Source organism: Bradyrhizobium sp. HKCCYLRH1030 (assembly GCF_051168395.1).
Classification (GTDB): Bacteria; Pseudomonadota; Alphaproteobacteria; order Rhizobiales; family Xanthobacteraceae; genus Bradyrhizobium.
In genome coordinates this window covers 157,404-170,973 of sequence record NZ_JBNPUY010000008.1, presented here as the reverse complement: position 1 = coordinate 170,973, position 13,570 = coordinate 157,404, and the positions used below count along the sequence as shown (strand labels likewise).

Here is a 13,570-nt window from a genome sequence, read left to right as displayed (position 1 = left end):
TATTGCGCTCACTCTTATTCCGCTCAGCGGACATCGACCTTCTCAGGCGTGATGATCTCGATCTTCGGCGGGGCCGACATGCATTTGACCGCGACGCGCCCGAACGTCTTCATGTGCTCGGTCGCGCGGTGCGGCACCAAGGCCTCGGCGTTCTCCCACTGCTCGACGAAGACCATCTTGCTCGGGTCGGTGACGCTCTCATGCAAATCATAGGCGATATTGCCGGGTTCTTTGCGGGTCCCCGCAATGCAGGCAGCCGCAGCGGCGATGAATTCCGCACGGGTTTCGGGCTTGATGGTCAAGGTGGCAACGACATAGATCACGAACACGTCCTCCCGGTACTTTTCTGGTTCTGGTACCGGGCGGAAGCTTAGTACATGAAGTAGCGCTGCGCCATGGGCAGCACCTCGGCCGGCTCGCAGGTCAGGAGCTCGCCGTCGGCCCGCACCTCGTATGTCTCCGGATCGACCTCGATGTTGGGCGTCGCATCATTGTGGATCATGCTCTTCTTCGAGATCCTGCCGCGGGTGTTCTGCACCGCGTAGAGCTTCTTCGAAAGGCCGAGCTTGCGGGCGAGCCCGCCGGTGATGGCCGCCTTCGAGGTGAAGATCACGGACGAAGCCGTCAGCGACTTGCCGAACGCGCCGAACATCGGCTGGTAATGCACCGGCTGCGGGGTCGGGATCGAGGCGTTCGGATCGCCCATGGGCGCGGCGACGATGGTGCCGCCCTTGATGACGCAGTCCGGCTTGACGCCGAAGAAGGCGGGCGACCACAGCACGAGGTCGGCGAGCTTGCCCTTCTCGACCGAGCCGATCAGCTTCGACACGCCATGCGCAATCGCCGGATTGATCGTGTATTTGGCGATGTAGCGCTTGACGCGGAAATTGTCGTTGTCCTTGCCCTTGTCCTGCGGCAGCGCGCCGCGCTGCTTCTTCATCTTGTCGGCGGTCTGCCAGGTCCGGATGATGACCTCGCCGAGCCGGCCCATCGCCTGCGAATCCGATGACATCATCGAGAGCGCGCCGAGATCGTGCAGGATGTCCTCCGCCGCGATCGTCTCCTTGCGGATGCGGCTCTCGGCGAAGGCGAGATCCTCTGCGATCGACGGGTCGAGATGGTGACACACCATCAGCATGTCCAGATGCTCGTCGATGGTGTTGCGCGTGAACGGCCGCGTCGGGTTGGTCGACGACGGCAGCACGTTCTTCAGCCCGGCGACCTTGATGATGTCAGGCGCGTGCCCGCCGCCGGCGCCTTCGGTGTGGAAGGCGTGGATGGTGCGGCCCTTGAAGGCCTTGATCGTATCCTCGACGAAGCCCGACTCGTTCAGCGTGTCCGAGTGCAGCATCACCTGGACGTCGTGATCGTCGGCGACCGAGAGACAATTGTCGATCGCCGCCGGCGTCGTGCCCCAGTCCTCGTGCAGCTTCAGCGCACAGGCACCGGCCTTGACCATCTCGACCAGCGCGGCCGGGCGCGACGCATTGCCCTTGCCGGAGATGCCGAGGTTCACAGGAAACGCATCGAACGACTGCATCATCCGGCCGATGTGCCATGGGCCGGGCGTGCAGGTGGTCGCGAAGGTGCCGTGCGACGGGCCGGTGCCGCCGCCGAGCAGGGAGGTGACGCCCGACATCAGCGCGTGCTCGATCTGCTGTGGGCAGATGAAATGGATGTGGCTGTCGAAGCCGCCGGCGGTGAGGATCTTGCCCTCGCCCGCGATCACGTCGGTGCCGGGGCCGATCACGATGGTGATGCCGGGCTGGATGTCCGGATTGCCGGCCTTGCCGATCGCTGAGATCATGCCCTCTTTGATCGCGACGTCGGCCTTCACGACACCCCAGTGATCGACGATGAGCGCATTGGTGATGACCGTGTCGGCGGCGCCCTGCTTGTTGGTCGCCTGCGACTGGCCCATGCCGTCACGGATGACCTTGCCGCCGCCGAACTTCACCTCCTCACCATAGGTGGTGAAGTCCTTCTCGACCTCGATGATCAGGTCGGTGTCGGCGAGCCGGACCTTGTCGCCGGTCGTGGGACCGAACATGTCGGCGTAGACGGAACGCTTGATCTTGACGGACATCGTTGGCCCCCAATTAGCTCTGCTTGTCATGATGTCGAGACGCCGGCGATCCGCTCACAGCGTTCCTCGCGCATTCGCAACCGTCTCATCGAACAGCACATCGAGCCGCGGGTTGACACCGCGGCAGCCGGCGACGACCTGCTCGGCCCAGCCGAGATACTCCATCAGCTCGAGCTGCTGCTCCAGGTCCGGCTCGAAGAAGATGCGGGCGCGGATGTTGCTGATCTTGTCGGCGATCTTGATCTGCTTGGCACCAGCGGACTTGCCGGGCGCGGCGATGACCTGGACCTGGCGCCGCTCGCTCTTCGGCAGGGTCATGTCATCAGTGACTTCCACGACGAGGTCGGCGACACGACACCCAAAGCGCTCCGCCAGCTCATCAGCGGCCGTATCGGTGTCCTCGATGGTGTCGTGCAGCCAGCCTGCCGCGACGAGCTCGGCATCCTCGCCGTCGCAGGTTGCCGACAGGATGTTTGCGACCTCGGCGAGATGATTGATGTAAGGCTCATCGTCGCGGCCCTTGCGCTGCTGGCCGGCGTGACGGCGCGCCGCCAGCTCGGCGGCTTCGGAAACGAGGCACAATCCGGTCAGCATCGGCTTACAACTTGCCCATGACGTCGCCGCGGAAGCCATAGACCATGCGCTTGCCGGCGAGCGCGACCAGTTGCACGTCGCGGGTCTGGCCCGGCTCGAAGCGCACGGCCGTGCCGGCCGCGATGTCGAGCCGCATGCCGCGCGCGCGTCTGCGGTCGAACTTCAGCGCCGGATTGGTCTCGAAGAAATGGTAGTGCGAGCCGACCTGGATCGGCCGGTCGCCGGTGTTCGCGACCGACAGGGTCACGGTCTTGCGGCCGGCATTGAGCTCGATCTCGCCGTCTTGGATGAAGAGTTCGCCGGGGATCATGAGTTACCTCGCAGGTTTCCATGCGTCATGGCCGGGCTTGACCCGGCCATCCACGTTTTTCCATTCAGATCGAACAGCGTGGATGCCCGGGTCAAGCCCGGGCATGACGACCGAAAGAGTTGGGCTCGCTTCACCGGATCGGCTCGTGCACCGTGACCAGCTTGGTGCCGTCCGGAAACGTCGCCTCGACCTGGATGTCGTGGATCATCTCGGGGATGCCGGGCATCACTTGATCACGGGTCAGGACCTGGGCGCCGGCCTGCATCAGCTCGGCCACGGTGCGGCCGTCACGCGCGCCTTCCAGGATGAAGTCGGAGATGATCGCGACCGCTTCGGGGTGGTTCAGCTTGACGCCGCGATCGAGCCTGCGGCGGGCCACGATGGCGGCCATCGAGATCAGGAGCTTGTCCTTTTCGCGGGGAGACAGGTTCATGCGGACTCTCTGGTGATGGTCTTCTGGTAGTCATCAGTTGGTAAACGTCTAGTTGAGCCACAGCCGCGGCAGCGGTCCATTCGAAGCACAGCCGAGCACCGCCATCATGTCGGCGCGCAGGCTTGCGGCATCTTGGGCACAGAAGCGGGCCATTGCAAATCCATTCCAGGCCGACAGCGCGACCTCTCCCCGGAAGGCCGGCAGGCTCTCTCGGATGCGCTCGACCAGCGCGGCGTCGCCCGGCACGATCAGCGCGGTCCCGATGGCCGCGCCGCCGTTGGCGATGGCCGGCTGCGCCAGCTTGTCGCCGATGTCGCCGTCGAGGCGGACCGTCTCGGCGAACACCAGCTTGCCGCCGCGCCGCACCCGCCAGCGATCGACGAACTCGCCCTCGCGCATGCGCTCGCCCATGGCCGTGCGGCCGAGCACGACGATCTCGCACAACAACAGCGAGGCGGTATCGGCAAGGTCGATGTCGATCCGGCGATGGATGCGAGAGCGGTCGAACAGGATGGTCTCCTGCGGCAGCCAGGAGATGTGGGCACCCGCATGGGCGGTCAGCGCGATATCGAGCTCTGCGGGCTTGCCAGCGGCGCGATAGACCTTTTCGGCCGCGGCGCTCGACAGCGTGACGCGGCTGCCCTCGCCGGCCGCGACCTCGATCGCAAAGCGGTCGCCGCCGGCGATGCCGCCGGCCGTGTTGACGAACATCGCCGACAGGCCATCGTCCTCGGGCGAGGGAAAGCGCACCCGCAGCGAGCCGGATTCATGCAGATGATGGCGCCGCGTCACGCCGTCCTGCAGCCGCACGTCGAAGCGCACCGCGCCTCGGGCGCGGTTGGCCTCGAAGATGTCGGCAGCGGCGCTGGCGGGATCGGCCCGCATCGATCCCCTCCCCTGGGACCAGACGCGGGCGAGACCGCGTCGAGAAGCTACGTGATGATCACAGCGCCATTTGGCGGCTGATCTCGGCCTGATCGAGATTGGCGCGGGTGCAGGTGAACTTCACCGCGCCGCGATCCATGACGGCGAAGTTGTCGCCGAGTTCGCAGGCAAAGTCGAGATACTGCTCGACCAGGACGATCGCGATATTGCCGAGATTGCGCAGATACGAGATCGCCCGGCCGATGTCCTTGATGATCGAGGGCTGGATGCCCTCGGTCGGCTCGTCGAGAAGCAGGAGCTTTGGCCGCATCACCATGGCACGGCCGATCGCAAGCTGCTGCTGCTGGCCGCCGGAAAGATCGCCGCCGCGGCGGCCGAGCATCGATTCCAGCACCGGAAACAGCGAGAACACGTCGTCCGGGATGCTGCGATCGCTGCGCTTCAGCGGTCCGAAGCCGGTCTTGAGGTTCTCCTCCACCGTGAGCAGCGGGAAGATCTCGCGACCCTGCGGCACAAAGCCGATGCCCTTGCGCGCCCGTTCATAGGGCTTGAGATGGGTGATGTCGGCGCCATCGAAGGTGATGCTGCCGGAGGCCAGCGGATATTGTCCGACCAGCGCCCGCAGCAGCGAGGTCTTGCCGACGCCGTTGCGCCCGAGCACGCAGGTGACCTTGCCGGGCTCCGCCGCGATCGAGACGCCGCGCAGCGCCTGGGCGGCGCCGTAATAGAGGTTGATGTCCTTGACGTCCAACATCGCCTAGCGCCCCAGATACACTTCGATCACCCGATCGTTCGACGACACCTGATCGATGGTGCCCTCGGCCAGCACCGTGCCTTCGTGGAGGCAGGTGACCTTGACGCCGAGCTCGCGCACGAAGGTCATGTCGTGCTCGACGACCATGACGGTATGATCCTTGTTGATTTCCTTGAGCAGCTCAGCCGTCTGATGCGTCTCGACGTCGGTCATTCCAGCGACCGGTTCGTCGACCAGCAGCAGCTTCGGGTCCTGTGCCAGGAGCATGCCGATCTCCAGCCACTGCTTCTGGCCGTGCGACAGGCTGCCGGCGAGCTTGCGTCTGGCATCCTTGAGCCGCACGGTCTCGAGCACCCGGTCGATCTGCTCGGACTCGCTCCTCGAGCCGCGCCAGAACAGCGTGCCCTTGACGCTGTGATCGACATTGAGCGCGAGCAGCAGGTTGTCCTCGACCGACTGGCTCTCGAACACCGTCGGCTTCTGAAACTTGCGGCCGATCCCGAGCTCGGCGATGCGGGTCTCGTCGAGGCGGGTGAGATCCGTCTTGCCGTCGAACAGCACCGTGCCCTCGTCGGGCTTGGTCTTGCCGGTGATGATGTCCATCATCGTGGTCTTGCCGGCCCCGTTCGGGCCGATGATGGCGCGCATCTCGCCGGGCTCGAGCGTCAGCGAGAGATTGTTGATGGCGTGGAAGCCGTCGAACGAGACGTGCACGCCGTCGAGATAGAGCAGCGACGACGTCGCGCGGGTGTCCATCACGTTCATGCGCTCACTCCGCCATCTTGGGTTCGGTGACGCCGTCCTCGCGGGCGGCGCTCTCGGCGTTCAGCCTCCTGCTGCCGAGCTGATCCCACCAGGAATTGAAGGTGCCGATGATGCCTTTGGGCAGCAGCAGAGTGACGAGCACGAACAATGCGCCGAGCATGAACAGCCAGTAGGGCGCCAGCACGCCCGAGGTGAAGAACGTCTTCGCGTAGTTCACGACGACGGCGCCGAGCGCAGCACCTACGAGCGTGCCTCGGCCGCCGACCGCGACCCAGATCACGGCCTCGATCGAATTGCCGGGCGCGAACTCGGATGGGTTGATGATGCCGACCTGAGGAACGTAGAGCGCGCCTGCGACGCCGGCCATGCACGCCGACAGCGTGAACACGAACAGCTTGTAGGACTCGACACGATAACCGAGGAAACGCGTCCGCGACTCGGCGTCGCGGATCGCGATCAGCACCTTGCCGAGCTTCGACGACACAACGGCCCGGCAGATCAGGAACGCCAGAATGAGCGCGAGACAGCTCAGCGCGAACAGCGCGGCGCGGGTGCCTTCCGCCTGGACGTTGAAGCCGAGGATGTCCTTGAAGTCCGTCAGGCCGTTGTTGCCGCCGAAGCCGAAATCATTGCGGAAGAAGGCGAGCAGCAGCGCGTAGGTCATCGCCTGGGTGATGATCGACAGATACACGCCGGTGACGCGCGAGCGGAAGGCGAGCCAGCCGAAGCAGAATGCGAGCAGGCCGGGCACCACGAGCACCATCAAAGCCGCGAACCAGAACATGTCGAAGCCGTGCCAGTACCAGGGCAGCTTGGAATAATTCAGGAACACCATGAAGTCCGGCAGGATCGGATTGCCATAGACGCCCCGGGTGCCGATCTGGCGCATCAGATACATGCCCATCGCATAGCCGCCGAGCGCGAAGAACGCGCCGTGACCGAGCGAGAGGATGCCGCAATAACCCCAGATCAGGTCGATGGAGAGCGCCAGGATCGCGTAGCAGACATATTTTCCCCACAGCGCGACCAGATAGGTCGGCACCTGCAGCGCCGAACCGGCCGGCAGCAGCAGGTTGGACAGCGGGATCAGCACGCCGCAGGCGGCGACGACGAGCACGAAGACGGTCGCAGCGCGGTCCAGCGACCGGGTGAGGACGTGCGGCATCATGCTTCCACCGCCCGGCCCTTGAGCGCGAACAGCCCGCGCGGGCGCTTTTGAATGAACAGGATGATCAGCACCAGGATCGCGATCTTGCCGAGCACGGCGCCGGCGACCGGCTCCAGGAACTTGTTGGCAATGCCGAGCGTGAAGGCGCCGACCAAGGTGCCCCAGAGATTGCCGACGCCGCCGAACACCACGACCATGAAGGAGTCGATGATGTAGCTCTGGCCGAGATTCGGACTGACATTGTCGATCTGCGACAGCGCCACCCCGGCGATGCCGGCAATACCGGAGCCGAGCCCGAAGGTGAGCGCATCGACCCGCGAGGTCGCGATGCCCATCGACGCCGCCATGCGCCGGTTCTGCGTCACTGCACGCATCTCCAGGCCGAGCGCGGTGTAACGCAGCATCGCCAGCAGGATGGCGAACACGGCCATCGTGAAGCAGAGGATCCAGAGCCGGTTGTAGGTGATGGTGATCTGGCCGAGTTCGAACGCACCGCTCATCCAGGAGGGATTGCCGACCTCGCGGTTGGTCGGACCGAACGCCGTGCGCACCGCCTGCTGCAGGATCAGCGACAGGCCCCAGGTGGCGAGCAGCGTCTCCAGCGGACGCCCGTAGAGGAAGCGAATGATGGTACGCTCGATCAGCACGCCGATCGCGCCGGCCACCAGGAAGGCGAGCGGGACGGCAATCAGCAGCGAATAGTCGAACAGCGCCGGGTAGCGCGTGCGGATGACCTCCTGGACGACGAAGGTGGTGTAGGCGCCGAGCATCACCATCTCACCATGGGCCATGTTGATGACACCCATGACGCCGAAGGTGATGGCAAGGCCGATGGCCGCCAGCAGCAGCACCGAGCCGAGCGACAGGCCGTACCAGGCGTTCTGCACGCCGGACCAGATTGCGAGCGAGCTCTGGATCGACGAGATCGCGCTCGCCGCGGCCTTGGCGACGGTTGCCGGCTGGTCCGCGCCGCCGATCTCCGTCAGCAGCGCCAGGGCTTCCTGGTCGCCGCGCGCCCTCACGGTGGCGACGGCTTCGAGCTTGTCGACCTCGCTGGCGTCAGACTTGAACAGGAGGATGGCGGCACGCGCCTCGGTCAGCGCCTGCTTCACGGCGCGATTGGTTTCCTTGGCGAGCGCCGACTCCACCGTCGGCAACGTCGCCTCGTCATGCGACTTGAACACCGATCTTGCGGCGGTCAGGCGCGTGTTGGTATCCGGCGACAGCAGCGTCAAACCACCGAGCGCGGCATCGACGCTGCGGCGCAGCCGGTTGTTGAGGCTGACGGCGGCGGCATTGTCGGGCAGTTTGTCGACGGCGGCGCCGGTGGCAGCATCGATGATCCTGCCGTCGGCCTGCTTGATGAAGACCTTCTTGGTGTCGGCATCGAACATCAGCCGCTCGTCCTGGAGCGCGCTGATGATCGGGAAAGCCAGCGGGTTGCCCGACACGGCGATCTCGCCGACGGCCTCGTCCGTGTCCGAGAAATCATCGTTCGCGAACTTCGCGACGGACTCTTCGAAACTGGCTGCGAAGGCGGGAACGGAAACGGCGATCAGGGCGAGCAAAACAAGCAGACGGCGAATGATCGCCAGAAAAAGAGCAGGCACTGGACAACCCCGGCAGGAGTTCAGGAGGTCAGGAGAAGGCGGCAACATCGCCGCCTTCTCCTGTCGTCATGGTCGCGTCAGGTCGAGATCAGGAGCCCGAGCCCAGGCACTTGTTGGTCTTGACGTTGAAATTGCCGCACTTCTTGCCGACCCAGTCGCCGATCAGGTCCTTCGAGCCCTCGAGCTCCTTCGACCAGGCGTCGCCGGGGACGAGGTCCTTGGTCTTGTAGACGACACTGAACTGGCCATCGCCCTTGATCTCGCCGATGAACACCGGCTTGGTGATGTGGTGGTTCGGCAGCATCTTCGACACGCCGCCGGTCAGATTCGGCGCCTCGGTGCCCGGGAGAGCGTCGATGACCTTGTCCGGATCGGTCGACTTCACCTTCTCCACCGCCTTCACCCACATGTTGAAGCCGATCACATGCGCTTCCATCGGGTCGTTGGTCACGCGCTTCGGGTTCTTGGTGTAGGCCTGCCAGTCCTTGATGAACTTCTCGTTCGCCGGGGTCTTGATCGACTCGAAGTAGTTCCAGGCGGCGAGATGGCCGACCAGCGGCTTGGTGTCGATGCCGGCGAGCTCTTCCTCACCCACCGAGAATGCGACGACCGGAATGTCCTTGGCCTTGATGCCCTGGTTGCCGAGCTCCTTGTAGAACGGAACGTTGGCGTCGCCGTTGATGGTCGAGACCACGGCGGTCTTCTTGCCGGCCGAGCCGAACTTCTTGATGTCGGCGACGATGGTCTGCCAGTCGGAATGACCGAACGGCGTGTAGTTGATCATGATGTCGTCCTGAGCCACGCCCTTGGACTTCAGGTAGGCTTCGAGGATCTTGTTGGTGGTGCGCGGATAGACGTAGTCGGTGCCGGCCAGCACCCAGCGCTTCACCTTCTCTTCCTTCATCAGGTAGTCGACCGCCGGGATCGCCTGCTGGTTCGGCGCCGCACCGGTGTAGAACACGTTGCGCTCGCTCTCCTCGCCTTCGTACTGGACCGGGTAGAACAGGATGCTGTTCAGCTCCTTGAACACCGGCAGCACCGACTTGCGCGACACCGAGGTCCAGCAGCCGAACACGACCGCGACCTTGTCCTTGGTGATCAGCTCACGCGCCTTCTCGGCGAACAGCGGCCAGTTCGAAGCGGGGTCGACCACGACGGCCTCGAGCTTCTTGCCGAGCACGCCGCCCTTCTTGTTCTGTTCGTCGATCAAGAACAGGATCGTGTCCTTCAGCGTCGTCTCGCTGATGGCCATGGTGCCGGACAGAGAATGCAGAACGCCAATCTTGATGGTGTCATCAGCGGCCTTGGCCGGGCCAAAGCCGGCTGCGCCGAGCGCCAGGCCGGCAGCAGCAGCCAGCCAGCGACGGCGGCTGAACGGCGCCGTTAATTCCTGAGTGAGTCGAGTAAGCATGAGGTAATATCTCCCTGACGCAGACATGCTTCGCAGCCAAGGCGGCCGGCGGTCTGCGCAGGAAGAATCGCAAGAAGTGTGCCATGCCGTGCACATCTGGTAAGGCATTGACACAAAAGTGGAACTTGGCGTTCTCGTAGAGAGGCGCCGCGGCCTTCTGCTGCCGGATTGAGCAAGCCAGATGATTAATCAGATGGCATACAGCGCAGGATTTGTGCACTTTGTTTCGAATGGCTAAATTTAAAGCAGCCGAGTACCACCCGGAAAGCCAATCCGTTGCGCACCGGCCTTGAAAGTGCCGTCCACCTGTTCCATATAGCTGGTAGATCAAGGCGAATCGGCCGGATCTTTGCAAGCCGCGTGTTCTTTAGCTCGACCAGAGCTTCTGGCTTCGCATTCTCACCCATCCAATCTAGGCGCTCCAAACACGCGGGTGTCTCTCAACCACCCACCCGCGTCCGGCTGCCTGCCGACACGGGCCTTATCCTCTTATGGAAAGCCCCATCTTTTGACATCCTTCCAGGATTTTAACCTCGCCGACGCGCTGACGCGCGCGCTGAAGGAAGAGAACTACACCACCCCTACCCCGATCCAGGCCCAGACCATCCCGCTCGCGCTCGAAGGCCGCGACGTGATCGGCATCGCCCAGACGGGAACCGGCAAAACGGCCTCGTTTGCACTGCCGATCCTGCACCGCTTGCTGCAGAACCGGATCAAGCCGCAGCCGAAGACGGCACGCGTGCTGGTGCTGAGCCCGACCCGCGAATTGTCGGGTCAGATCCTCGACAGCTTCAACACCTATGGCCGGCACATCCGGCTGAGCTCGGCGCTCGCGATCGGCGGCGTGCCGATGGGGCGCCAGGTCCGCGCTATCATGCCCGGCCTCGAAGTGCTGGTTGCCACCCCTGGCCGGTTGCTCGATCTGGTTCAGAGCAACGCTTTGAAGCTGACCCATGTCGAGTTCCTGGTGCTCGATGAAGCCGACCGCATGCTCGACATGGGCTTCATCAACGACATCCGGAAGATCGTGGCCAAGCTGCCGATCAAGCGGCAGACGCTGTTCTTCTCGGCCACCATGCCTAAGGACATCGCCGAGCTCGCGGACGCCATGCTGCGCGACCCCGCGCGAGTCGCGGTGACCCCCGTCTCCTCGACGGTCGAGCGCATTGCCCAGCGCGTCATCCACGTTGACCACTCGGCCAAGCCGAACCTTCTGGCTCAGTTGCTCAAGCAGGAGCCGGTCAACCGCGCGCTGGTGTTCACCCGCACCAAGCACGGCGCCGACAAGGTCGTGAAGAGCCTCGAAAGAGCCGGCATCCCCGCCCAGGCGATTCACGGCAACAAGTCGCAGAACCACCGCGAGCGCACCCTGGCGGCGTTCCGCACCGGCGAGATCCGAACCCTGGTCGCAACCGACATCGCGGCCCGCGGCATCGACGTCGACGGCGTCAGCCATGTCGTCAATTTCGACCTGCCGAACGTGCCCGAGACCTACGTCCACCGGATCGGCCGCACGGCGCGCGCCGGCGCCGAGGGCGTTGCGATTTCGCTCGTGGCCGGATCGGACGAGCTGTCCTACCTTCGCGACATCGAACGGCTGATCAAGATCTCGCTGCCGCGCGACGATCGCCGCACGCCCGGCCTCCGCGAGGCCGCTGCACCGGCCAAGCCGCCTCAGCGCGGTGGCCGTCCTGGCATGCAGAATGCGCGGACCAACGACGGTGGCACCGCCGCAAAAGGCCCTCGCCGTCACCGTCGTTCCAATGCTAAGATGGCGTCTCTGCCAGGCAATCGTCAGGAGCCCCAGCGGCCGTCGCAAGGCGGCGGCAAGGCCGGGTCGATTCAAGGCGTTGCTTTCCTGCATCGCGAGGGCAGACCCAAAAACCACGCTCAAAACCGCAACCAACGGCCAAACTAGACGTCTATCGATCTGGAGAAAGACATGGCTAAGGAAGAGCTGATCCAGTTCGAAGGGCTGGTCACCGAAATCCTTCCCGACGCACGCTATCGGGTACAACTCGACGCGGGGCACGAGATCGTCGCCTACACCGCGGGCAAGATGAAAAAGAATCGCATCAAGACGCTCGCGGGAGACCGCGTGACGGTCGAGATGTCGCCCTACGACCTCGAAAAGGGCCGGCTGATCTTCCGCCACAAGGACGAGCGTCCCAGCTCGCCCGGCGGTCCTCCGCGTGGCGCAGCGCAGCGCGGCGGCCAGTTCCGTCGGCGCTAGGGGCATTGGGCGGAGCAATGTTCCGCCCGGCCCGGCGGATTGATCAAGCCTTGCGCAATCAGCGACAATTCAGCGCGTCGGCGTCGAGCCGGCGCGTCAAAAAATCATGCACTCTCGCGCAGCTCAGGATTGTTTTGCGCGGGCATTTCCAATAATATATCCCGCAATCGATTTTCGGCCGGACGAGATTAGCTATTACCGGTACAGCCGGTTCAGACGCTGACGACCCTTCCAAAAATTCGATCTAACCAGCCCAGGAGACTGGGCTACGCATTTGGTATCTGAGAAGGGAACTACCCCGTGAGCATGGGAACCGTGAAGTGGTTTAACGCAACCAAGGGCTATGGCTTCATTCAGCCGGACGACGGCGGCAACGACGTGTTCGTGCACATCAGCGCCGTCGAGCGCGCTGGTCTCGGCACGCTGCGGGAAGGCCAGAAGATCTCCTACGAGATCGTGGCGGACCGCCGTTCGGGCAAGTCGTCGGCCGACAATCTCCGCGCCGCCAATTGAGCGACGCCGGGGCGATCGCGCATGCGATTGCCCATCTGGACAACGAAAGGCCGCCTTGCGCGGCCTTTTTTATTGCCTTGATGTTTGCCGCCGAGTTCTACTCGTCCAAAGACCGTAGCGTCGGTCACTCCGGTTCGCAGGCGTGTATGCGACTGCGGCCCCGGGGCCGGGCGGGCTCCGTTGCGGCAGCCCTCACCTCAGCAGGAAGTCGCCGGGCTATACATCACACAGGTGGACTGCCGCGGGCGGGTATAGGCGACGTCGCTGAGATTGACGCCCGTCTTGCCCATGACGTAGCCGATCGTCGGAACGTACTGGTAGTTCACCTCGCTGAAGATCAGATAGGTGCCGGACACCAGCAATTCAGCCGGCACGCCGACCGTCATGCCGACGGTTCGCGGCGTCGATCCCTTGCTCCACTTCACCGTCGCCTGCTTGGTGGTGGGATCGACATAGAGCTCGGTGATCGTCGCATTCACCGGCGTCGTGGAATACGGGTACATGATGCCGGTCGAGGCGGCGAAGAAGTTCGACATGTCGCTGTCGCCAACCGAGGTCGATTGCGAGGTCAGATCCGACAGGGTGCGCGCCATCAGGGTGACCTTGCGGTCGACGGCGATGGCCGAGCAGAATTCGACCGTGCCGAAGAACATCACCAGCATCAGCGGCACGATGAATGCGAACTCGGTGGCCGCGACACCGCGACAATCGGCAGCGAAGGCGTCGATGCGACGCCACAGGCGCAGGCTCGAAGACATACCCGGCATTCTTCCCAACGGCATGATGAATTCCTGGTGTCCCTCAGAAG

At 64.0% G+C, this 13,570-nt stretch carries 15 protein-coding genes; 3 read left to right on the top strand and 12 right to left on the bottom strand.

The window, feature by feature from the left end; genetic code table 11:
- Window positions 1–23: 23 nt before the first annotated feature.
- The 11 genes from ACQR1E_RS23475 to urtA all read right to left on the bottom strand — a co-directional run bounded on the left by ACQR1E_RS23475 (window position 24) and on the right by urtA (window position 10,016).
- The gene (locus ACQR1E_RS23475) at window positions 24–323 is read right to left on the bottom strand and encodes a putative quinol monooxygenase (protein ID WP_315713833.1); all 300 of its coding nucleotides are present in this window, start codon (window positions 321–323) and stop codon (window positions 24–26) included.
- A gap of 47 nt (window positions 324–370) precedes the next feature.
- Complete coding sequence (gene ureC / locus ACQR1E_RS23470) at window positions 371–2,086, bottom strand: urease subunit alpha (RefSeq protein ID WP_434897632.1); 1,716 nt, start codon at window positions 2,084–2,086, stop codon at window positions 371–373.
- A gap of 54 nt (window positions 2,087–2,140) precedes the next feature.
- Entirely contained in the window at window positions 2,141–2,680 is a 540-nt protein-coding gene (locus ACQR1E_RS23465; protein ID WP_316193502.1) for an HD domain-containing protein, read from the bottom strand.
- A gap of 4 nt (window positions 2,681–2,684) precedes the next feature.
- Window positions 2,685–2,990 (bottom strand): urease subunit beta, encoded by a 306-nt coding sequence (locus tag ACQR1E_RS23460; RefSeq protein ID WP_315713829.1) that lies wholly within the window; start codon window positions 2,988–2,990, stop codon window positions 2,685–2,687.
- Between the two features lie 130 nt (window positions 2,991–3,120).
- Window positions 3,121–3,423 carry an urease subunit gamma gene (locus ACQR1E_RS23455; protein WP_315713828.1) on the bottom strand — a complete coding sequence of 101 codons (303 nt, stop codon included), beginning with the start codon at window positions 3,421–3,423 and terminating at the stop codon, window positions 3,121–3,123.
- A 48-nt stretch (window positions 3,424–3,471) separates the two neighbouring features.
- Window positions 3,472–4,308 (bottom strand): urease accessory protein UreD, encoded by an 837-nt coding sequence (locus ACQR1E_RS23450; RefSeq protein WP_316200332.1) that lies wholly within the window; start codon window positions 4,306–4,308, stop codon window positions 3,472–3,474.
- Window positions 4,309–4,366: 58 nt separating this feature from the next.
- Window positions 4,367–5,062 carry an urea ABC transporter ATP-binding subunit UrtE gene (urtE, locus tag ACQR1E_RS23445; RefSeq protein WP_315713826.1) on the bottom strand — a complete coding sequence of 232 codons (696 nt, stop codon included), beginning with the start codon at window positions 5,060–5,062 and terminating at the stop codon, window positions 4,367–4,369.
- Window positions 5,063–5,065: 3 nt separating this feature from the next.
- The gene (gene urtD, locus ACQR1E_RS23440) at window positions 5,066–5,827 is read right to left on the bottom strand and encodes an urea ABC transporter ATP-binding protein UrtD (protein ID WP_316172657.1); all 762 of its coding nucleotides are present in this window, start codon (window positions 5,825–5,827) and stop codon (window positions 5,066–5,068) included.
- A 4-nt stretch (window positions 5,828–5,831) separates the two neighbouring features.
- Complete coding sequence (gene urtC, locus ACQR1E_RS23435; RefSeq protein WP_315713824.1) at window positions 5,832–6,995, bottom strand: urea ABC transporter permease subunit UrtC; 1,164 nt, start codon at window positions 6,993–6,995, stop codon at window positions 5,832–5,834.
- The gene (gene urtB / locus ACQR1E_RS23430) at window positions 6,992–8,605 is read right to left on the bottom strand and encodes an urea ABC transporter permease subunit UrtB (RefSeq protein WP_410051200.1); all 1,614 of its coding nucleotides are present in this window, start codon (window positions 8,603–8,605) and stop codon (window positions 6,992–6,994) included. The genes urtC and urtB overlap by 4 nt, the downstream gene beginning before the upstream one ends.
- Window positions 8,606–8,693: 88 nt before the next feature.
- Entirely contained in the window at window positions 8,694–10,016 is a 1,323-nt protein-coding gene (gene urtA, locus ACQR1E_RS23425) for an urea ABC transporter substrate-binding protein (RefSeq protein ID WP_316172658.1), read from the bottom strand.
- Between the two features lie 508 nt (window positions 10,017–10,524).
- On the opposite strand from urtA, the gene ACQR1E_RS23420 reads away from it, so the two are divergent.
- From ACQR1E_RS23420 to ACQR1E_RS23410, 3 genes are all read left to right on the top strand, one after another.
- Window positions 10,525–11,934 carry a DEAD/DEAH box helicase gene (locus ACQR1E_RS23420; protein WP_316193562.1) on the top strand — a complete coding sequence of 470 codons (1,410 nt, stop codon included), beginning with the start codon at window positions 10,525–10,527 and terminating at the stop codon, window positions 11,932–11,934.
- Between the two features lie 24 nt (window positions 11,935–11,958).
- Window positions 11,959–12,249 (top strand): translation initiation factor IF-1, encoded by a 291-nt coding sequence (gene infA / locus ACQR1E_RS23415; protein WP_315804701.1) that lies wholly within the window; start codon window positions 11,959–11,961, stop codon window positions 12,247–12,249.
- Window positions 12,250–12,549: 300 nt separating this feature from the next.
- Entirely contained in the window at window positions 12,550–12,762 is a 213-nt protein-coding gene (locus ACQR1E_RS23410; RefSeq protein WP_006612155.1) for a cold-shock protein, read from the top strand.
- Window positions 12,763–12,959: 197 nt separating this feature from the next.
- On the opposite strand, the gene ACQR1E_RS23405 is transcribed toward ACQR1E_RS23410, so the two are convergent.
- A complete protein-coding gene (locus tag ACQR1E_RS23405; protein WP_315713820.1) occupies window positions 12,960–13,520 on the bottom strand; it encodes a TadE/TadG family type IV pilus assembly protein in 561 nt (186 codons plus the stop codon).
- Window positions 13,521–13,570 lie beyond the last annotated feature (50 nt).